We start from the raw sequence: 17,474 nt of genomic DNA, 5'->3' as shown, positions 1-17,474 counted from the left end.
CAGCGTCTATGTAAACAATTTTTGCGAAGGAAATCGGTTGATGGAATTTACCAGCGGCTTTTTGCTGAGCCTTTCGCTGTGCCTGGACATCGGTGTGGCCAATATCGCGATGATCACGTTGGCGATGCAGCGCGGCTATTTCCAAGGCTTTGCCCTGGGGCTGGGGACGTGTGTCGGCGACCTGATTTACGCCGTGCTGGCATTGGCCGGGATGACCGTATTGCTGCAATACGAAGCCGTGCGATGGGTGTTGTGGATTGGCGGATCGGCGCTGCTGCTGTATTTCGCGGCGAAGATGATTTACTCGGCGATTCACCATGAAGCGCTGTTGGCGCAGACCGCTGAAGTCGGTCACAACTCCCACCGCAAGGAGTTCTTTCGCGGGATTTTCCTCGCCATGTCGTCCCCCAGCGCCATTCTCTGGTTCGCCGCGGTAGGCGGAACACTGATTGCCCGTTCCGGCGGTGGTGGCGCGCTCAGTTCGGCGCTGTTTCTCGGCGGTTTCTTGTGCGCCGGTGTGCTCTGGTGTGTTGGTCTGTGCTTCGCTGCGAGCCACGGCGGTAAATTGCTCGGGGACAAACTGCTGCGTTATTCCTACATGGCATCGGCGGCGATCTTCTGCTATTTCGCAGTCTACGTGATCCTATCGGGTTACAACGAGTTCATCGGTCCGGGCGCCCTCGAACAGTTGCACGCACTGTAACTGGGCGAATCGGGTTTGGCTTCTATACTCCCAGCCGAACCCACCTTTTGTACCAGGAGTTGAGTCATGGATGAGCAAACAAGCGCCGAGAAGGCCGAGCCACGCTTTGAAAACGGGCACTTCATGCTCATAGCGGGGCTTGGTGGACGATTTACGGCGGAGACGACCAAAGCGATCCCCGATCTATGGGAGAAATTCATTCCCGAGATGGGTAAAATTCCCGGTCAGAAAAGCGAAGTAACCTACGGCATCTGCTGCAATCCGGATGGCAAGGGTGGTTTCGAGTACATCGCCGGTGTCGAAATCAGCAAGCTCGACGACCTGCCCGAGAAGTACCGCTGGATCGAAGTTCAGCCTCAGAAGTATGCAGTCTTCGAACACAAGGGCTCTCTGGATGCCTTGCCCCAGACCTTTCAATACATCTGGAAAACCTGGCTGCCGAAGTCCGGTCATGAAGCGGCGGACGCTCCGGAGTTCGAACGCTACAGCGACGATTTCAACCCGAAGCTCAATACCGGCGTGCTGGAAATCTGGCTGCCGCTCAAGGCGTAATGAGCGGGTCGAGCGGCGGATCGGTGATTCGCCTCTCGATGTCGTATTGATGCTGATTTATGATCCCAACCTTTCCCACGCTGATTCCGAGCTGCCATGAACACCGTCATCCGCCACGTCAGCCCCGCTGACCTGGACCGTTGCTATGCCATCGAAACCGTTGCCTACGAAGGTGATGAAGCCGCTACCCGCGAGAAAATCGCCACCCGCATCGCCACCTGGCCCGAGGGCTTCATCGTTGCTGAAGTGAATGGCGTTGTAGCCGGTTTCATCAATTCAGGTGCGGCATTTCAGGTGGAGATGTCGGACGAAGCGTTCAAGGAGCTGATCGGCCATGACCCGGCCGGCCCGCACGTGGTGATCATGTCGGTGGTGGTGCATCCGGACTATCAGGGGCAGGGGCTGGCGAAACGCTTGATGAGTGAGTTTATCCAGCGCATGCGTGCACTGAACAAGTCCAGCATCCACCTGATGTGCAAAGAGCGGCACATTGCGCTCTATGCCGGGTTTGGTTTTGCCTACATCAAGCCCTCGACGTCGGACCATGGCGGGATGGCGTGGCATGAGATGGTGTTGACGCTGTAACCCGTGTGGGAGCGAGCAAGCCCGCTCCCACAGGGTCGTGTTGCCTCAATCGATCCCGACAAACCCGCCGGTCTGGTGCTGCCACAACCGCGCATACAAGCCGCCATGGGCCAGCAGTTCGGCGTGGCTGCCGGTTTCGGCAATTTTGCCGTTTTCCAGCACCACCAAACGGTCCATCCGCGCGATGGTCGAGAGGCGGTGGGCGATGGCGATCACGGTCTTGCCCTGCATCAGGGTTTCGAGGCTTTCCTGGATCGCTGCTTCGACTTCCGAGTCCAGTGCCGAGGTGGCTTCGTCCATGATCAGGATCGGCGCGTCCTTGAGCAGCACCCGGGCGATGGCAATCCGCTGACGCTGGCCACCGGAGAGCTTCACACCGCGTTCACCGACATGAGCATCGAAACCGGTGCGACCTTCAGAGTCCGACAGCAACGGGATGAACTCGTCGGCCCGGGCCTTGTGCACCGCTTCCCAGAGTTCGGCATCGGTGGCGTCGGGTTTGCCGTACAGCAAATTGTCGCGGATCGAACGGTGCAGCAGCGAGGTGTCCTGGGTGATCATGCCGATGCGTTCACGCAGGCTTTCCTGGCCAACTTCGGCGATGTTCTGGCCATCAATGAGAATCCGCCCACCCTGCACGTCATAGAGGCGCAGCAGCAGATTGACCAACGTCGATTTGCCGGCACCGGACGGGCCGATCAGGCCGATTTTCTCGCCGGGTTTGATCGTCAGGTTGAGGTCGCTGATGATCCCGCTTTTCTTGCCGTAGTGGAAATCGACGTGATCGAAACGCACCTCGCCACGCGCCACCTTCAAAGGCTTGGCCTGCTCGCGGTCGGTGATGCTGACTGGCTGGGAAATGGTCTGCAAACCGTCCTGAACCATGCCGATGTTTTCGAAAATGCCCGTCACCACCCACATGATCCAGCCAGACATGTTGACGATGCGGATCACCAGGCCCGTGGCCAAGGCAATTGCACCCACTGAGATCAACGACTGCGTCCACAGCCACAGCGCGAGGCCGGTGGTGCTGACGATCAGCAGGCCGTTCATGCTGGTGATGGCCACGTCCATGCTGGTCACCACACGGCCAGCCAGTTGGGCTTTTTCGGTTTGTTCCTTGATCGCTTCGCGGGCGTATTGCTGTTCGAAGTTGGTGTGGGCGAACAGCTTCAGGGTGGTGATGTTGGTGTAGCCATCGACGATCCGTCCCATGAGTTTGGAGCGCGCATCGGACGACACCACCGAGCGTTCCTTGACCCGTGGCACGAAGTAGTAGAGGGCGCCGATGAAGGCGGCGATCCAGGTCAGCAGCGGGATCATCAGGCGCCAGTCGGCTTCGGCGAACAGCACCAGTGAACTGATCGCGTAGATCAGCACATGCCATAGCGCGTCCACCGCTTGCACAGCCGAATCGCGCAACGAGTTGCCGGTCTGCATGATGCGTTGGGCGATGCGCCCGGCGAAGTCGTTCTGGAAGAAGTTGAGGCTCTGTTTGAGCACATAACTGTGGTTTTGCCAGCGGATCAGGCTGGTCAGGCTGGGGCTCAAGGTCTGGTGCACCAGCAAGTCATGCAAGCCGACGAATATCGGGCGCAGGACCAACGCCACCACTGCCATCCAGGCCAGTTCGATGCCGTGGTCCTTGAAAAAATCGACGTTGGGCGTGCCTTGGGCGAGGTCGATGATGCGGCTCAGGTAGCTGAACAGCGCCACTTCGATCAGCGCGCCGAACAGGCCGACGATCAGCAGGACGGCGAAACTCGGCCAGACCTGCTTCAGGTAATAGGTGTAGAAGGGGAGAACCCGATCCGGCGGAGCCGCCGTCGGTGCATCGCGGAAAATGTCGATCAGTTTTTCAAAACGGCGATAAAGCATCAGTTCTCCGCCCGCGCACGGGCTCTCCTTTAAACGATATGAGCGGCGCCGGAGACCGACAGCCGCTCAAGCACTCCTGTGCAGATTAGTCTATGCGTTTGGCCGACTTGATGAAGACCGGGTCGGTCGGCACGTCTTTCATCCCACTTTTGGTGGTGGTCTGGGAGTTCACGATGACATCGACGACGTCCATCCCTTTAACGACTTTACCGAACACGGCATAGCCGTCGCCCTGGTCGAGAAAGTCGTTGTCTTTGACGTTGATGAAAAACTGGCTGGTGGCCGAATCCGGGACGGACGTACGAGCCATGGACAGCGTGCCACGCACGTTATGCAGGCCGTTCATGGATTCGTTCTTGATCGGCGCCTTGGTTTCTTTTTGCTGCATCTGTTGAGTGAAACCGCCGCCCTGGACCATGAAGCCAGGAATCACACGGTGAAAAATCGTGTTGTTGTAGAAGCCGCTGTCGACGTACTCAAGGAAGTTCTTGGTACTGATCGGCGCCTTGACCGGGTCCAGTTCGATTTCGATCTGGCCATTGGTGGTTTCCAGCAGCACGTGCGGCGCCTTGGCGGGCGTGGCGGCCATCAGGTTGGCGGCAAACAGAACGGAGCCGGCGACGAGGGCGATTTTTTTCAGCATAAGTCAGTGATCCTGAGTAGTGGTGTCGACTGCGGTGAGAAACTCGAGCAGTGTTTGGTTGAAGCGTTCCGGTTGATCCAGCGGGGTGGCGTGGCGCGAGTCGGCGATCACCACCAGCCGCGCATCGGGCAGCAGTTTTACGTAAGTTTCCTTCACCGAGACCGGAGTGTAATCGTGGTCTGCGCTAACGATGAGGGTTGGACAGGTGACTCGCGAAAGTCGTTCCTGAACCCCCCAGCCTATGAGGGCATCGAAGCTGGCGAGATAAGCATGTTTGTGGTTCTTTGCCCAGCGCACGGCAATTTTTTGCCGCAAATCGGCTTGGTCGGGTTTGGGAAACAGCATGCGCCCCAAGGCTTTGCCGATTGTTTCCATGCTCAGCAGTCGGGCCATGCTCCAGCGTTTGATTAGCCACCAGTAGTCACTGGGCTTTTGCATTTTGACTTGCGGCTGGCTATTGACGATGCACAGACTTTTGAGCAATTGCGGCTGATCCACCGCCAGTTGAAAGCCGATTATGCCACCCATGGAAAGCCCTACATAATGTGTCGGGCCGAGGTGCAAGTGTTCAATGAGAGCGATCAGGTCGGCGCTGAATCCGGCGATGCTGTAACGCTCACGGGGTTTATCGGAGCGCCCGTGGCCGCGTACGTCCGGGACGATCACCCGGTAGCGGGCTGACAGCGCCGGGATCTGCATTTCCCAGTCCAGGGTGCTGGAGCCCAACCCGTGAACCAATAGCAACGGCGTGCCGTGGCCATATTCCTCATAGTGCAGGTTGCAACCTTCATGTTCGAAATAGGCCATACGTACACTCCATGTCAGGCTTGTTCAGGGGCGGCGAAAGGCGCATCCAGCGGCGCGGTATCGAAGGTGCGCAGCAGTTCGATGAGAATCTGCGTCGCCGGGCCCAAGGGTTTGTCCTTGTTCGAATACAGATAGAAGCTCGGGTTGCGGCTGCCACCCTGATCCAACGGTAGCACTTTGAGCGTGCCTTCCTTGAGTTCGCGCTCGATCATGTGCCGAGGCAGCCACGCGAAACCCAGGCCGCTGCTGACGAAAGTCGCGGCGGTGGCCAGGCTGCCGACGGTCCAGCGCTGTTCGGCGCCGAGCCAGCCGACGTCTCGCGGTTGCTGACGGCCGGAGTCGCGGATCACCACTTGCATCTGGCTTTCCAGGTCCTGGAAGCTCAGTTCGCGGTTCAAGCGATGCAAGGAATGCTCGGGGTGGGCGACCGCGATGAATTCGACGTCGCTCAATTCTGCGCCCAGATAACCGGGAATACTGAACCCGGTGATGGCCAGATCGGCCACGCCTTCAAGCAACACTTCCTCGACACCCGACAATACTTCTTCGCGCAGACGCACCCGGCAGCCACGGCTTTGCGGCATGAACGCGGTCAGGGCGCGAACGAGGCGGGCGCTGGGGTAAGCGGCGTCGACCACCAGCCGCACTTCCGCTTCCCAGCCTTGCTCCATGTGATGGGCCAGGTCTTCCAGTTGGCTGGCCTGTTTCACCAGTTGCCGGGAACGGCGCAGCAGCACGCCGCCGGCTTCGGTGAGTACCGCTTTGCGGCCGTCGATGCGTAGCAATGGCACACCGAGTTGGTCCTGCATGCGCGCTACGGTGTAGCTGACCGACGATTGCGAGCGGTGCAGCGCTTCGGCGGCCTGGGCGAAACCGCCGTGATCGACCACGGCCTGTAATGTTCGCCATTGATCAAGGGTCACGCGGGGCGCTTTCATGTTGAGCTCCTCTTGTCCTAAGCTGGCAGTCCTTATTGGAGGCTGCTGAATGAAAAAACTTTGTTGTGTGATGGCGGGTTGTGCGGCGTTGGCGATGTTGCCGCTGACTGCGTTTGCCTATCCGATCGACGTTCAAAAGCAATTGAACGGCTTGAGCATCGATTACAACGCCTTTGATACAGATGCCGATATCGCCTCCATTCAGGTGAACAACTACGGCAGCACCGATGCGATCTGCAAGGTGGTTTTCAACAATGGCCCGGAAGCGCCGCGTAACCGCACAATCGAAGTGCCTGCCGGTAAACACAAAAACGCCACCGCCAAGTTCACCCGCACCATCATCAAGATGCGTATCAACCTGACCTGCACCCCGAAATGACTTTGCAATCCTGTGGGAGCGGGCTTGCTCGCGAAGGCATTGTGTCAGCCAACAGTGGTTTCGACTGACACAATGCCTTCGCGAGCAAGCCCGCTCCCACAGGACATGCTCCGCTTATAAACGAATTTATCGATGCTTTATAGCAATTATTTGCGCTTTTTCATCGATATGACTCTGTTTAACCTTCACTCCATCGACCTACAGCATTCTCAGATGGAGGCTACATCCCATGTCCCGCGTTCTGATCATCGAAAGCAGCGCCCGTCAGCAAGACTCGGTTTCCCGCCAGCTGACCCAGACCTTCATCAGCCAATGGAAAGCCGCACACCCGGCCGACCAGATCACCGTCCGTGACCTGGCCACCACCCCGGTGCCGCACCTGGACATCAATCTGCTGGGCGGCTGGATGAAACCTGCCGAACAACGCAACGACATCGAGCAGGCCTCGCTGGAGCGCTCCAACCTGCTGACCGACGAGCTGCTGGCCGCCGACGTGCTGGTGATGGCGGCTCCCATGTACAACTTCGCCATTCCGAGCACCCTCAAAGCCTGGCTCGACCACGTGCTGCGTGCCGGTGTGACCTTCAAGTACACCGAAACCGGCCCACAAGGTTTGCTCAGCGGCAAGCGCGCTTATGTACTCACCGCTCGCGGCGGGATCTACGCCGGCAGCACCGCCGATCACCAGGAACCGTACCTGCGCCAGGTCATGGCCTTCATCGGCATCCACGACGTCACATTCATTCACGCCGAAGGCATGAACCTGGGCGGTGACTTCCAGGAGAAAGGCCTGAACCAGGCCAACGCCAAGCTTTCCCAGGTCGCCTGAGCCGTTAATCGCCAGATAATCGCTGGATGGTCTAGTGACCTGGCGCAACCCTTCAAGCCTGCACGCGCATCGAACCTCCCTTTGCACTTGTTGCTCCTGAGTGCTCTAGCCCGATTGAACGCATTAGCGAGATCGGGCTTTTTTTTGCCTGCGATTTAATGAATGAGCACACAACCCCTGTGGGAGCGGGCTTGCTCGCGAAGAGGGCGTGTCAGTCGACATTAATGTTGCCTGACCCACCGCATTCGCGAGCAAGCCCGCTCCCACAGGATTTTGTGTGTTGGCTGACTGTCGCGATGACGGGCAAAACCCGCTATCGTCGCCGCCATTCGAAATGAGGCGATCATGGGCTATCTACTTTTTGTCACGCTGATCCAGGCGTTTTCCTTCAGCTTGATCGGTGAATACCTGGCCGGGCATGTCGACAGTTACTTCGCGGTGCTGGTGCGGGTGTTGCTGGCGGGGCTGGTGTTCATTCCGCTGACGCGCTGGCGTCAGGTCGAGCCCGCGTTCATGCGCGGGATGTTGCTGATCGGCGCGTTGCAGTTCGGCGTGACTTACGTTTGTTTGTATTTGAGCTTCCGGGTGCTGACGGTGCCGGAGGTGTTGCTGTTCACCATCCTCACACCTTTGCACGTGACCCTGATCGAAGATGCGCTGAACCGGCGCTTCAATCCGTGGGCCTTGATCGCGGCATTGGTGGCGGTACTCGGGGCGGCAGTGATTCGCTTTGACCGGATCAATCCGGATTTCTTCATGGGTTTCCTGCTGCTGCAACTCGCCAACTTCACCTACGCCGCCGGGCAGGTGCTCTACAAACATCTGGTGGCCCGCCATCCGAGTGATCTGCCGCATTACCGACGCTTCGGCTACTTCTATCTGGGCGCGTTGGCGGTGGCGTTGCCGGCGTTTCTGCTGTTCGGCAAACAGAACTTCCTGCCCGAAGCGCCGCTGCAATGGGGCGTGCTGCTGTTCCTCGGCCTGGTTTCGACCGCGCTGGGTCTGTATTGGTGGAACAAGGGCGCGTGCCTGGTGAACGGCGGGACGCTGGCGGTGATGAACAACCTGCATGTGCCAGTGGGGTTGCTGATCAACTTGCTGATCTGGAATCAGCATGAAGAGCTGGGGCGGTTGTTGTTTGGTGGGGCGGTGATTCTGATGGCGGTGTGGATTAGTCGGTTGGGTGTCAGGCCAACCGCAATCCGCTCTTCGTAGGAGCGAGGCTTGCCCGCGAAGGCGGTGTATCAGCCGACATCAATGTTGCCTGACACACCGCCTTCGCGGGCGAGCCTCGCTCCTACAGGGGATATGCGGGGTTACATAATGTGTTTTTCCGGCTCGGGAATGTGGCTCGCGCCCAACACCGCCGGGAGTAACCCCGACCGCAAATCCCCGCCGCTCGGCTGCTGATAAAGGCTCAAGCCAAACTCCGGCAGCACCGCCAGCAGGTAATCGAAAATATCCCCCTGAATCCGCTCGTAATCGGCCCACACGGTGGTGCGGGTGAAGCAGTAGATTTCCAGCGGAATGCCCTGAGCGGTGGTCTGCATCTGGCGAACCATGCAGGTCATGTTCGGCTGGATTTCCGTGTGACTCTTCAGGTAGGCCAGCGCATAGGCGCGAAAGGTGCCGATGTTGGTCATCCGTCGACGGTTGGCCGACATCGCTGCGACGTTGCCCTGAGCTTCGTTCCAGGCCTTGAGTTCGGCCTGTTTGCGGTTGATGTAGTCGGTCAGCAGATGCACCTGGGACAGCTTCAGCTCTTCGTCATCGCGAATGAACCGCACGCCGCTGGCGTCGATGAACAAGCTGCGCTTGATCCGGCGGCCACCGGACTGCTGCATGCCGCGCCAGTTCTTGAACGACTCGGACATCAGGCGCCAGGTTGGAATCGAAACGATGGTCTTGTCGAAATTCTGCACCTTGACCGTGTGCAAGGTGATGTCCACCACGTCACCGTCGGCACCGACTTGTGGCATCTCGATCCAGTCGCCGACCCGCAGCATGTCGTTGCTGGTCAGTTGCACGCTGGCGACGAACGACAGCAGGGTGTCTTTGTAGACCAACAGGATCACCGCCGACATGGCGCCCAGACCCGACAGCAGCAACAGCGGCGACCGGTCGATCAGCGTGGCGACGATGATGATCGCGCCAAACACGAACAGCACCATTTTCGCCAGTTGCACGTAGCCTTTGATCGAGCGGGTGCGGGCATGTTCGGTGCGGGCATAGATGTCCAGCAGGGCATTGAGCAATGCGCTGACGGCCAGCACCAGGAACAGAATGGTGAACGACAGCGCCACATTGCCAAGGAAGTTAAGGCTGGTCTTGCCCAACTCCGGCACCAGGTGCAGGCCGAACTGGATCACCAGCGAGGGCGTCATCTGCGCCAGGCGATGAAACACTTTGTTGTGGCGAAAATCGGTGATCCAGTGCAGCGACGGCTGGCGGCCGAGCATTTTGGTCGCATGAAGAATGAGGTAACGCGCCACTCGTCCGAGCACCAGCGCCACCACCAGCAGCAACATCAGCGCGAGCGTGGAATGCAGGAGCGGGTGCTGATCGAGAGCACCCCAGAGGTCTTGGGCGTTGAGCCAGAGCTGTTTGATATCCATGGGTGAAAACGGTTCTTCTGTAGGACGCGACGGGGCGATTAGAGCATTTAAGACGTTCCGGATGACGTTTTGAGACAAAACAGGCAACAAAAAAACCACTGTTTGCAGCCGTTTGTATAAAGAAACTCGGCCTTCGCGCTCGAAACCGTTACCCTATGCAGCTGTTTTTTTGTATTTCTTCGAGGTAGCACCCGTGTTTTCCCAATTCGCCCTGCACGAACGCCTGCTCAAAGCCGTGGCCGAGCTTAAATTTGTCGAGCCAACGCCTGTGCAAGCAGCGGCTATTCCGCTGGCGCTCCAAGGGCGTGACCTGCGGGTGACGGCGCAAACCGGTAGCGGCAAAACCGCTGCATTCGTTTTGCCGATCCTCAACCGCTTGATCGGCCCGGCCAAAGTCCGCGTCAGCATCAAGACCCTGATCCTGCTGCCGACCCGCGAGCTGGCCCAGCAGACCATCAAGGAAGTCGAGCGCTTCGCTCAGTTCACCTTCATCAAGTCCGGCCTGATCACCGGCGGTGAAGACTTCAAGGTCCAGGCCGCCATGCTGCGCAAGGTGCCGGACATCCTGATCGGTACGCCGGGCCGGATGATCGAGCAACTGAACGCCGGCAACCTCGACCTCAAAGAAGTCGAAGTGCTGGTGCTCGACGAAGCCGACCGCATGCTCGACATGGGCTTTGCCGAAGACGTGCAGCGTCTGGTGGAAGAGTGCACCAACCGTCAGCAGACCATGCTGTTCTCCGCCACCACCGGCGGTTCGGGCCTGCGCGAGATGGTCGCCAAGGTTCTGAACAACCCTGAACACTTGCAGCTGAACAACGTCAGCGATCTGAACGCCACCACTCGTCAACAGATCATCACCGCCGACCACAATCAGCACAAAGAACAGATCGTGAACTGGCTGCTGGCCAACGAGACCTATCAGAAGGCCATCGTGTTCACCAACACCCGTGCCATGGCCGACCGTATTTATGGCCGTCTGGTGGCGCAGGAATACAAAGCGTTCGTGCTGCACGGTGACAAAGACCAGAAAGACCGCAAGCTGGCCATCGACCGTCTGAAGCAAGGCGGCGTGAAAATCCTCGTGGCCACCGACGTAGCCGCCCGTGGCCTCGACGTGGAAGGCCTGGACCTGGTGATCAACTTCGACATGCCGCGCAGCGGCGACGAATACGTTCACCGCATCGGTCGCACCGGCCGCGCCGGCAATGATGGCCTGGCCATCTCGCTGATCTGCCACGGCGACTGGAACCTGATGTCGAGCGTCGAGCGCTACCTCAAGCAGAGCTTCGAGCGCCGCACCATCAAGGAAGTCAAAGGCACCTACGGCGGACCGAAAAAGGTCAAGGCCTCGGGCAAAGCCGTTGGCGTGAAGAAGAAAAAGGTCGACGCCAAAGGCGACAAGAAGAAAACCGGCGCCAAGGCCCCGACCAAGCGCAAGATCGCCAACCGCCCGAAGACCGACGCCCTGTCGCTGGTCAGCAAGGACGGCATGGCGCCTTTGAAACGCCGCAAGCCGGAAGCGCCGGCGGCTGAGTAAAGCGCTGTAGCGTTCCCATAAAAAACCCGGACAGTGTCCGGGTTTTTTTACGTCAAAAAATCGCAGCAGTTCTTACAGCTGCACGCTCAAACCAGGAGCTGCCGAAGGCTGCGATCTTTGATCTTGCCCGTTAGCTCTCAGCCTTTTTCTCTGCCGACTGCAACTCCTTGAGACGCTGATCGATCAACTGGCACTTATCCGGCAGATCCTTGCTGGCCGTCTCCAAATCCATTTTCTGCAACTCATCATTGATCTCCTTGGCCTTAGCCGGGTTCTGCTCCGTGATCTTGGCGACCTCCTTGGCCAGTTGTTCACGCTTGGCGGTGGCTTCGTCGGGCGGGCAGGCCCAAACGGGGAGGGCACAGACTAGGGTGGCGGCGAAGGTGAGTTTGAGCAGGGTTTTCATAAAGTCAGGCCTCGGTTCCGGTTAAGGCGGGTTATCCGGTTGAGGGCTGAAGGGCGAAAAAAGTTCAGTGACAGAAACGGGCGACCCACAGGTCGCCCGTTTTCATTCACTCCGCAGCCTGCGCCCGCAGCCGTCTGCCAATGACATCCATCAAATCACAACCATCGCGTAACGGAATGGCCAGCAGTTTGGAGAAGTCGGAAAGCACCACCGTGTCGCAACCGATCTCGGCGCGAAAGGCGATGTTTTCCAGCACTTGGGTGACGGTGCGAATGCGGTAGTCGGCCATGGCTTGCAGGACGTCGAGCGGGGCTTGGGTGTCGATGAGCAGGGAGGCCGGGATCAGGTCGATTCCGGTTAAGGGCATGTATCTATCCATAGTTGAAGCCTCGTTTAGTTTGCTGAGACTGCCAGCAGATCGTCGCCAAACGAAATGGGGTGGCAGCTGTACGCAGGTTGGCGAACCGGAAACGAGTAACCGGCAGACCCGAAGGTCTCCCGCGCACAACTGCCATAAAAACAGTTTTGCGGATGCGGAGGCGCCTGCAAATAAGCAGACAGCTCTCGCACTCGTTCGTCAGGTCGCCAAACCCGGTCGCCATGTGGACGACGGGCGGACTATAAGCTTCATGGTTCCAGCGGTGCAAGGTGCCAGATTCCGAGGTTGTTGTAGGGCATCTACCTGGTGGCAGTCAGGCAAGCGGATGCAACCTACAGAACACCACGCAACCTTGTGGGAGCGAGCCTGCTCGCGAAAGCGGTGTATCAGTCGACATCAATGTTGAATGTTAGTCATCGCGAGCAGGCTCGCTCCCACAGGGGATTTGTGGTGTTTATGGGGACTGTGTCTAATCCGGGCCAATGCCCCGATGGCTGAGCCTCGATCCCTGAGGGTCTACCCCCCATGGCAGCAACTGGCCGAGGCCTTGTCTTCATACCGATCGTGATGCCGCACCCAGTCCATAATCTCCTCTTCATTACGCCCCTTGGGCGTGAGGTCCAGATAGTTATAGGCACCCACCAGCAAATCCAAACCTCGGGCATACGTTGAATAGGTGTGAAAAATCTCCCCCGCTTCATTGCGATAAAACACGCTGAGCCCTGGGAGTTCTTCTTCAGCCCCGTCGGATTTTTCGTAGTTGTAGGTAGCTTTTCCAGCGGCGACGTCTTCGGCCCGGGCTGAGACGCCAAAGTCATAGTTGAAGTCGCAGCCTTCGGACGAGACCCAGTCGAATTTCCAGCCCATGCGCTGCTTGAACGGTTGGAATTCGGCGAACGGTGCGTGGGAAACCGCGACCACAGCCACGTCGTGATGGGCCAGGTGTTGGTTGGCGCCGTCGATGTGGTCGGACAGGAACGAGCAGCCTGGGCAGCCTTCGTCCCAGCCTGCGGCGAACATGAAGTGGTAGATGATCAATTGGCTGCGACCGCCGAACAGGTCGGCCAGGCTCAGTTCGCCGTTGGGGCCCTGAAAGCGGTAGGGTTTGTCGATTTTCACCCAGGGCAAAGCGCGGCGTTCGGCGCTGAGTTTGTCTCGTTCCTTGGTGAAGGCTTTTTCGTGGGCCAAGTGTTGTTTGCGGGCAGCGAGCCATTCTTCCCGGGACACGACCGGATGGTTCTGAATGTTCATGGTGATTTCTCCTGCATGCTGTGGCGAAAGTCGATCCGCGCAGAGGGGTAAACCGTCTTACACAGCCTAGTCGTTTGGCCTGTGCCCTATTCGACATACCGCTGGTCGGTAGGGCGAAATAACCAGGCTGAACGGCCGCCCTGCCTGTCGGTCACAACCTATGAAGGCCATTTCACTCACGGGCTCTGGAGGTTGATCAGGATGACGACTTATAACTGGGATTTGATTGAACGCTTGCTGCATGAAGTGCAGAACGGCGCTGGCCACAGTTTCACCCCACGGCCCTACGCCGAGCAGTATGCGGCGGAGAAAGCGTCGGAAGGTGAGCCGTTTGAGAACCTGGATCACCTGAAAACCGTGGCTGGCGAGTACGAAAAGTTACTGCTGCTGCGGGGTTATATCGAGCCTCGGCCCGAGGACCAGGGTGGTAATGGCGAGAATTACATTTTGACGCCCAGAGGTTCGAGTTTGTTGAGCTTGATCGACAGCAGCATTCCGGGTAATGAGCATCCGCGGCAGGTGCTGGATGAACAGGAAGATGCGCTGGAGGAATTGACGTTTGATGAGGTGGCGTCGAAGGCGCAGATTGCCTGAAGATCGCGTTTACCCCCTGTGGGAGCGGGCTTGCTCGCGAATGCGGTGTGACAGTCGACATAGATTTGAATGTTGAACCGCATTCGCGAGCAAGCCCGCTCCCACATTGGATTGTGGTGGTCCGTTTAATCCTGCCGCGCCGCTTTCAGGCATTTCAAATCAGCGAAATCCTTGCGCACGCCTTCAATCTTTTGCAGCAACCGTTCACGTTGAACCGGTGTGCTCTCGGCCATCACGTCCACCAGCAACGCCCGAGCCTGGGCTTCGGTGTTGGCGTAGGCCTCGCGGTAAGCCGGCGTCCACAAACTCTCGCGATTCACCAGAAGTGTCTCGATTCGCTGTGGGAATTCTGGGCTCTGCCGCTGCGCGACTGCCGCGCTGAATTGCTGTTGCCAATGGACGCGGTTGGCAATCCATTGCTTGTTCTGATCACCCAAGGCATTCGACCAGGCCACGACCCGTTGCTGTTGGCTTGGGTTGAGCGGGCCGAGCCAGTCATTCAGGCGTTTCTCCATGCGCTTGCTCCGCTCTTTGATCTGTTGCTCCAGAGACGGCTTGAGGTAGGCCTCCTGGCGTTTGCGTTGGTCTTTGGTGAAGGCGTCGTTCATTTCCGCGACTTGCTTGTCATCAAGGCCCTGCAACAGCTCGATGGCCGACGGGGTGATTTCCCGGGCGGTATCGGCGATGGCCTGTTTGGCTTCCTGGGTGCGGGTTTGCAATGCGGAGTCGGTGATCTGGTTGGCCTCGACCATGGCCTGTAAGCGATCGAGCCAGTCGAGGTAGCCGGGCAATTGCGTGGTGCAGTGCCAGCTCAGGTGTTCTTTGAGGCGCTCGTTGAACCAGTCTTTTTGTTCGTGGTTCATTTCCAGGTAGTCGCTGAGCGTCCAGGGAATGATCACGTCGAGATTGCGGTAAGCCAGGCCCACGCGGCTGCACGCGGCGACAGTGAGGCTGAGGGTGATGATGACGCCGAGCTGTTTCCACCAGTGCGACATGGCGAGTCCTTGCGAAGACCTGGTTTCTTAAGGGTTCTCTTGTGTGATCGCGGGATAAGCCCGGCAGTTCAGCCAATTAATAGAAGCTGTGCGCAGCCTTGAGCGTCACCAGGCCGTCGCACTGGCTATTGTGGCCAGAATAAGCGGAACAATCGCTGCCGCTCAGGCTTGAATCACTGTAGATCAAGTCCAGATCGATGCCCATGAATGGCCGGGACAATTTCACTGACCAGTCGGTAAAACTGCCTACATACCCATCGTCGACGGACACCGGTGTGTTGAGTTGGTGGGTGGTGTATTTCAGGCTGATCCCGATGCCGAACGGCTGGTTGCCGCTGAGGTCGGCGAACAGGGTGCTGTTCTGTTTGTCGGGGTCGTTGCTGAAGGCCGCGCCGAAGCGGCTGCCCAGCAGGGTCAGGCCGCCGAACAGCTCCTGGCTGTCGAGGGTGTCCACTTTCGGGTAGCTGTATTGGATCATGCCCACTTCGTAGCCGAGGGAGTGATCGAAAGGCTGTTTAAAGCCCATGTAGGAATCGACTTCAAGGTTGCTCGACGGGCTGAGTCCCATGCTGGGGGACCATTGACCTACATAGAAGCCGCTGTCGTGGCTCAGGTCGAGGCCACCGTGGAACGAGCCGGTCGTCGAGGGTTTGACCAGCCCTTGGGCCATGCTGCGGCTGGGGGTGGTCGCGAGTTTGAGATCGAAATCGCCCAGTTCGCGTTGGAAGACTTGTGCTTGGGCGACCGAATACCACAGCAGGCTGCCGAGCAGAAAAAGAGAGGGCTTGAGCATGCGTCACTCCATGAACAGCGAGGAGCAGGTCCTGAAAACCTGCTGAAACGCTTGATCCAGACACGTGCAAGCATACCGGCGAATGTTCGGCATCGAGGGCCGTTCGTCGATTTTTGAAATATTGATTTGTTTTATGGGGTATTGCGGGAGGGTTCCAGTCCAAGCGCTTCGAAGCTCAAAGCGCTTAGGGACCAGTTAACGCGGGGGAAATTACTTCTTGCCCAGCGTGATCTGCTTGGACGGGCCGAACGTCTGGCCGCTGACGCCTTTGGCAATTTGCTGGATCTCTCCGCCGGACTTGAGGAACGCAGCGATCTGGTTGTTGATCGATTCGCTGGTTTCAACGGCTGGAGCTGGCTTTGCTTTGCTGTTGGATGCTTTTACACGCATGGCGGCCATTAACCTGTAGAAATTAACTTGGCCAGGCATCGTACAGGAAATACTTGACAATTGCTTGGTAAATATCCTCCCGAAATACACCTTGGAGCAACGCAATTTATCGCAAGTTATTATTCGCAATGTTCCCGTAAGCTGCTGTTTTAACTAAGAACCCAAGTGAAGAAAAAGCGTTTTTCGGATGGGCAGACCAGGGAGCGAGGCACCCAAATGGTCTGACGAGCGGGCAAGCGCACCGGGTAAAACCCAGGAAAATTAAGGCCTTCGACGGATTTTCTTGTGCCACCGGACCGGCCGCCGAACGCGGCCCGCAAAACCGGGTAGAATGCCGCCCACGCAATGAGGGTATTGGACATGGCTTTAGTCGGGCGCTACAACAGTTTGCAAGTGGTTAAACACACTAACTTCGGTTTATATCTGGACGGTGGCGCGGATGGCGAAATCCTTCTGCCTAACCGTTATATCCCCAAAGATATTCCCAGCGAAGATGAAGACTGGCTCAACGTTTTTATTTATCTGGACAGCGATGACAAACTTATCGCAACGACCGAAAAGCCGAAAGTTCAAGTCGGTGAATTCGCCAGTTTGAAAGTTGTTGAAGTCAACAGCATCGGTGTGTTCCTGGATTGGGGTTTGCCGAAGGACCTGCTGCTGCCGTATTCCGAAGAAAAGCGCCAGATGACGGCCGGCGAGTATGTCGTGGTGCACGTTTATCTCGACAAACACACGCGCCGCATCACCGCGACGGCGCGTCTGGACCGCTACCTGGACAAGACCCCGGCCAATTACACCCCGGGTCAGGAAGTTGATTTGCTGGTGGCCGAAGCGACCGATATGGGCTTCAAGGCAATCATCAACAACAAGCACTGGGGCCTGATCCACAAGAACGAAATCTTCAAGTTCATGCGCGCCGGTAAAGAAGAGAAGGGCTTTATCAAAGAAGTCCGCGCTGACGGCAAGATCAGCCTGAGCCTGCAACCGGTGGGCGAGGAAGCTGCCACTAGCCTGAACTCGAAGATTCTTGCCAAGTTGCGCGACAACAACGGCACTCTGCCAGTCAGCGACAAGAGCGACCCGACGCTGATCAGCAGTATGTTCGGCGTCAGCAAGGGCAACTTCAAAAAGGCCATTGGTGCGTTGTACAAGAACGGCCAGATCGTCATTCACGCTGATCGTATCGAACTCAGCTGA

20 protein-coding genes are annotated in these 17,474 nt (G+C 57.9%); 9 read left to right on the top strand and 11 right to left on the bottom strand.

Annotated features, from left to right (window positions below):
* The first annotated feature begins 40 nt into the window (after nucleotides 1-40).
* The 3 genes from KW837_RS18725 to KW837_RS18715 all read left to right on the top strand — a co-directional run bounded on the left by KW837_RS18725 (nucleotide 41) and on the right by KW837_RS18715 (nucleotide 1,840).
* Nucleotides 41-703, top strand: a complete 663-nt coding sequence (locus KW837_RS18725) for a LysE family translocator (RefSeq protein ID WP_218397857.1) — start codon at nucleotides 41-43, stop codon at nucleotides 701-703.
* A gap of 66 nt (nucleotides 704-769) precedes the next feature.
* Nucleotides 770-1,255 carry a GyrI-like domain-containing protein gene (locus KW837_RS18720; RefSeq protein ID WP_218397855.1) on the top strand — a complete coding sequence of 162 codons (486 nt, stop codon included), beginning with the start codon at nucleotides 770-772 and terminating at the stop codon, nucleotides 1,253-1,255.
* Between the two features lie 96 nt (nucleotides 1,256-1,351).
* The gene (locus tag KW837_RS18715) at nucleotides 1,352-1,840 is read left to right on the top strand and encodes a GNAT family N-acetyltransferase (protein WP_218397853.1); all 489 of its coding nucleotides are present in this window, start codon (nucleotides 1,352-1,354) and stop codon (nucleotides 1,838-1,840) included.
* Between the two features lie 45 nt (nucleotides 1,841-1,885).
* On the opposite strand, the gene KW837_RS18710 is transcribed toward KW837_RS18715, so the two are convergent.
* The 4 genes from KW837_RS18710 to KW837_RS18695 all read right to left on the bottom strand — a co-directional run bounded on the left by KW837_RS18710 (nucleotide 1,886) and on the right by KW837_RS18695 (nucleotide 6,106).
* Complete coding sequence (locus tag KW837_RS18710) at nucleotides 1,886-3,718, bottom strand: ABC transporter ATP-binding protein (RefSeq protein ID WP_218397851.1); 1,833 nt, start codon at nucleotides 3,716-3,718, stop codon at nucleotides 1,886-1,888.
* An 85-nt stretch (nucleotides 3,719-3,803) separates the two neighbouring features.
* Nucleotides 3,804-4,361 carry a peptidylprolyl isomerase gene (locus tag KW837_RS18705; protein ID WP_218397849.1) on the bottom strand — a complete coding sequence of 186 codons (558 nt, stop codon included), beginning with the start codon at nucleotides 4,359-4,361 and terminating at the stop codon, nucleotides 3,804-3,806.
* Nucleotides 4,362-4,364: 3 nt separating this feature from the next.
* Nucleotides 4,365-5,168 (bottom strand): alpha/beta fold hydrolase, encoded by an 804-nt coding sequence (locus KW837_RS18700; RefSeq protein WP_218397847.1) that lies wholly within the window; start codon nucleotides 5,166-5,168, stop codon nucleotides 4,365-4,367.
* A gap of 14 nt (nucleotides 5,169-5,182) precedes the next feature.
* Entirely contained in the window at nucleotides 5,183-6,106 is a 924-nt protein-coding gene (locus KW837_RS18695) for a LysR family transcriptional regulator (protein ID WP_192343917.1), read from the bottom strand.
* A 49-nt stretch (nucleotides 6,107-6,155) separates the two neighbouring features.
* Here KW837_RS18695 and KW837_RS18690 point away from each other — a divergent pair, with 49 nt between their 5' ends.
* From KW837_RS18690 to KW837_RS18680, 3 genes are all read left to right on the top strand, one after another.
* Complete coding sequence (locus tag KW837_RS18690) at nucleotides 6,156-6,485, top strand: 3-phosphoglycerate kinase (protein WP_218397845.1); 330 nt, start codon at nucleotides 6,156-6,158, stop codon at nucleotides 6,483-6,485.
* Between the two features lie 229 nt (nucleotides 6,486-6,714).
* Nucleotides 6,715-7,314 (top strand): FMN-dependent NADH-azoreductase, encoded by a 600-nt coding sequence (locus KW837_RS18685; protein WP_218397843.1) that lies wholly within the window; start codon nucleotides 6,715-6,717, stop codon nucleotides 7,312-7,314.
* A gap of 345 nt (nucleotides 7,315-7,659) precedes the next feature.
* On the top strand, nucleotides 7,660-8,529 hold the full coding sequence (locus KW837_RS18680) for a carboxylate/amino acid/amine transporter (protein ID WP_218397842.1): 870 nt from the start codon (nucleotides 7,660-7,662) through the stop codon (nucleotides 8,527-8,529).
* A 101-nt stretch (nucleotides 8,530-8,630) separates the two neighbouring features.
* Here the strand turns inward: KW837_RS18680 and KW837_RS18675 are convergent, their stop codons facing one another.
* Nucleotides 8,631-9,929 (bottom strand): mechanosensitive ion channel family protein, encoded by a 1,299-nt coding sequence (locus tag KW837_RS18675; RefSeq protein WP_218397840.1) that lies wholly within the window; start codon nucleotides 9,927-9,929, stop codon nucleotides 8,631-8,633.
* 193 nt (nucleotides 9,930-10,122) lie between these two features.
* Here KW837_RS18675 and KW837_RS18670 point away from each other — a divergent pair, with 193 nt between their 5' ends.
* Nucleotides 10,123-11,469, top strand: a complete 1,347-nt coding sequence (locus KW837_RS18670) for a DEAD/DEAH box helicase (protein WP_008153197.1) — start codon at nucleotides 10,123-10,125, stop codon at nucleotides 11,467-11,469.
* 130 nt (nucleotides 11,470-11,599) lie between these two features.
* Here KW837_RS18670 and KW837_RS18665 read toward each other — a convergent pair whose 3' ends face one another.
* The 3 genes from KW837_RS18665 to KW837_RS18655 form a co-directional block, all read right to left on the bottom strand.
* Nucleotides 11,600-11,875 carry a hypothetical protein gene (locus KW837_RS18665; RefSeq protein WP_218397838.1) on the bottom strand — a complete coding sequence of 92 codons (276 nt, stop codon included), beginning with the start codon at nucleotides 11,873-11,875 and terminating at the stop codon, nucleotides 11,600-11,602.
* A gap of 106 nt (nucleotides 11,876-11,981) precedes the next feature.
* Nucleotides 11,982-12,254 (bottom strand): hypothetical protein, encoded by a 273-nt coding sequence (locus KW837_RS18660; protein ID WP_008076699.1) that lies wholly within the window; start codon nucleotides 12,252-12,254, stop codon nucleotides 11,982-11,984.
* Nucleotides 12,255-12,770: 516 nt separating this feature from the next.
* On the bottom strand, nucleotides 12,771-13,505 hold the full coding sequence (locus KW837_RS18655; protein WP_218397836.1) for a thioredoxin family protein: 735 nt from the start codon (nucleotides 13,503-13,505) through the stop codon (nucleotides 12,771-12,773).
* Nucleotides 13,506-13,706: 201 nt separating this feature from the next.
* On the opposite strand from KW837_RS18655, the gene KW837_RS18650 reads away from it, so the two are divergent.
* On the top strand, nucleotides 13,707-14,099 hold the full coding sequence (locus tag KW837_RS18650) for a transcriptional regulator (protein WP_218397834.1): 393 nt from the start codon (nucleotides 13,707-13,709) through the stop codon (nucleotides 14,097-14,099).
* A gap of 125 nt (nucleotides 14,100-14,224) precedes the next feature.
* Here the strand turns inward: KW837_RS18650 and KW837_RS18645 are convergent, their stop codons facing one another.
* The 3 genes from KW837_RS18645 to KW837_RS18635 all read right to left on the bottom strand — a co-directional run bounded on the left by KW837_RS18645 (nucleotide 14,225) and on the right by KW837_RS18635 (nucleotide 16,286).
* The gene (locus tag KW837_RS18645) at nucleotides 14,225-15,094 is read right to left on the bottom strand and encodes a DUF6279 family lipoprotein (protein WP_218397831.1); all 870 of its coding nucleotides are present in this window, start codon (nucleotides 15,092-15,094) and stop codon (nucleotides 14,225-14,227) included.
* Nucleotides 15,095-15,170: 76 nt separating this feature from the next.
* On the bottom strand, nucleotides 15,171-15,887 hold the full coding sequence (locus tag KW837_RS18640) for a TorF family putative porin (protein WP_123494648.1): 717 nt from the start codon (nucleotides 15,885-15,887) through the stop codon (nucleotides 15,171-15,173).
* A gap of 210 nt (nucleotides 15,888-16,097) precedes the next feature.
* On the bottom strand, nucleotides 16,098-16,286 hold the full coding sequence (locus tag KW837_RS18635; protein ID WP_017337097.1) for a hypothetical protein: 189 nt from the start codon (nucleotides 16,284-16,286) through the stop codon (nucleotides 16,098-16,100).
* A gap of 351 nt (nucleotides 16,287-16,637) precedes the next feature.
* Between KW837_RS18635 and KW837_RS18630 the strand changes: the two genes are divergently transcribed.
* Entirely contained in the window at nucleotides 16,638-17,474 is an 837-nt protein-coding gene (locus KW837_RS18630) for a S1 RNA-binding domain-containing protein (protein ID WP_030131899.1), read from the top strand.

Origin of the sequence: Pseudomonas sp. PDM24, from assembly GCF_019218905.1 — a bacterium.
In the GTDB taxonomy this organism is placed as follows: Bacteria; Pseudomonadota; Gammaproteobacteria; order Pseudomonadales; family Pseudomonadaceae; genus Aquipseudomonas.
Note: the sequence above shows the minus strand (reverse complement) of the source record. Positions and strands in the feature narration are given on the sequence as shown.

Bases quoted from the DNA above. Each gene is read 5' to 3' on its own strand.
- KW837_RS18630 (WP_030131899.1), top strand. From the start codon at position 16,638: ATGGCTTTAGTCGGGCGCTACAACAGTTTGCAAGTGGTTAAACACACT.
- KW837_RS18720 (WP_218397855.1), top strand. From the start codon at position 770: ATGGATGAGCAAACAAGCGCCGAGAAGGCCGAGCCACGCTTTGAAAAC.
- KW837_RS18725 (WP_218397857.1), top strand. From the start codon at position 41: ATGGAATTTACCAGCGGCTTTTTGCTGAGCCTTTCGCTGTGCCTGGAC.
- KW837_RS18650 (WP_218397834.1), top strand. From the start codon at position 13,707: ATGACGACTTATAACTGGGATTTGATTGAACGCTTGCTGCATGAAGTG.
- KW837_RS18675 (WP_218397840.1), bottom strand. From the start codon at position 9,929: ATGGATATCAAACAGCTCTGGCTCAACGCCCAAGACCTCTGGGGTGCT.
- KW837_RS18655 (WP_218397836.1), bottom strand. From the start codon at position 13,505: ATGAACATTCAGAACCATCCGGTCGTGTCCCGGGAAGAATGGCTCGCT.
- KW837_RS18645 (WP_218397831.1), bottom strand. From the start codon at position 15,094: ATGTCGCACTGGTGGAAACAGCTCGGCGTCATCATCACCCTCAGCCTC.
- KW837_RS18705 (WP_218397849.1), bottom strand. From the start codon at position 4,361: ATGCTGAAAAAAATCGCCCTCGTCGCCGGCTCCGTTCTGTTTGCCGCC.
- KW837_RS18690 (WP_218397845.1), top strand. From the start codon at position 6,156: ATGAAAAAACTTTGTTGTGTGATGGCGGGTTGTGCGGCGTTGGCGATG.
- KW837_RS18695 (WP_192343917.1), bottom strand. From the start codon at position 6,106: ATGAAAGCGCCCCGCGTGACCCTTGATCAATGGCGAACATTACAGGCC.
- KW837_RS18680 (WP_218397842.1), top strand. From the start codon at position 7,660: ATGGGCTATCTACTTTTTGTCACGCTGATCCAGGCGTTTTCCTTCAGC.
- KW837_RS18685 (WP_218397843.1), top strand. From the start codon at position 6,715: ATGTCCCGCGTTCTGATCATCGAAAGCAGCGCCCGTCAGCAAGACTCG.
- KW837_RS18635 (WP_017337097.1), bottom strand. From the start codon at position 16,286: ATGGCCGCCATGCGTGTAAAAGCATCCAACAGCAAAGCAAAGCCAGCT.
- KW837_RS18640 (WP_123494648.1), bottom strand. From the start codon at position 15,887: ATGCTCAAGCCCTCTCTTTTTCTGCTCGGCAGCCTGCTGTGGTATTCG.
- KW837_RS18665 (WP_218397838.1), bottom strand. From the start codon at position 11,875: ATGAAAACCCTGCTCAAACTCACCTTCGCCGCCACCCTAGTCTGTGCC.
- KW837_RS18700 (WP_218397847.1), bottom strand. From the start codon at position 5,168: ATGGCCTATTTCGAACATGAAGGTTGCAACCTGCACTATGAGGAATAT.
- KW837_RS18660 (WP_008076699.1), bottom strand. From the start codon at position 12,254: ATGGATAGATACATGCCCTTAACCGGAATCGACCTGATCCCGGCCTCC.
- KW837_RS18715 (WP_218397853.1), top strand. From the start codon at position 1,352: ATGAACACCGTCATCCGCCACGTCAGCCCCGCTGACCTGGACCGTTGC.
- KW837_RS18710 (WP_218397851.1), bottom strand. From the start codon at position 3,718: ATGCTTTATCGCCGTTTTGAAAAACTGATCGACATTTTCCGCGATGCA.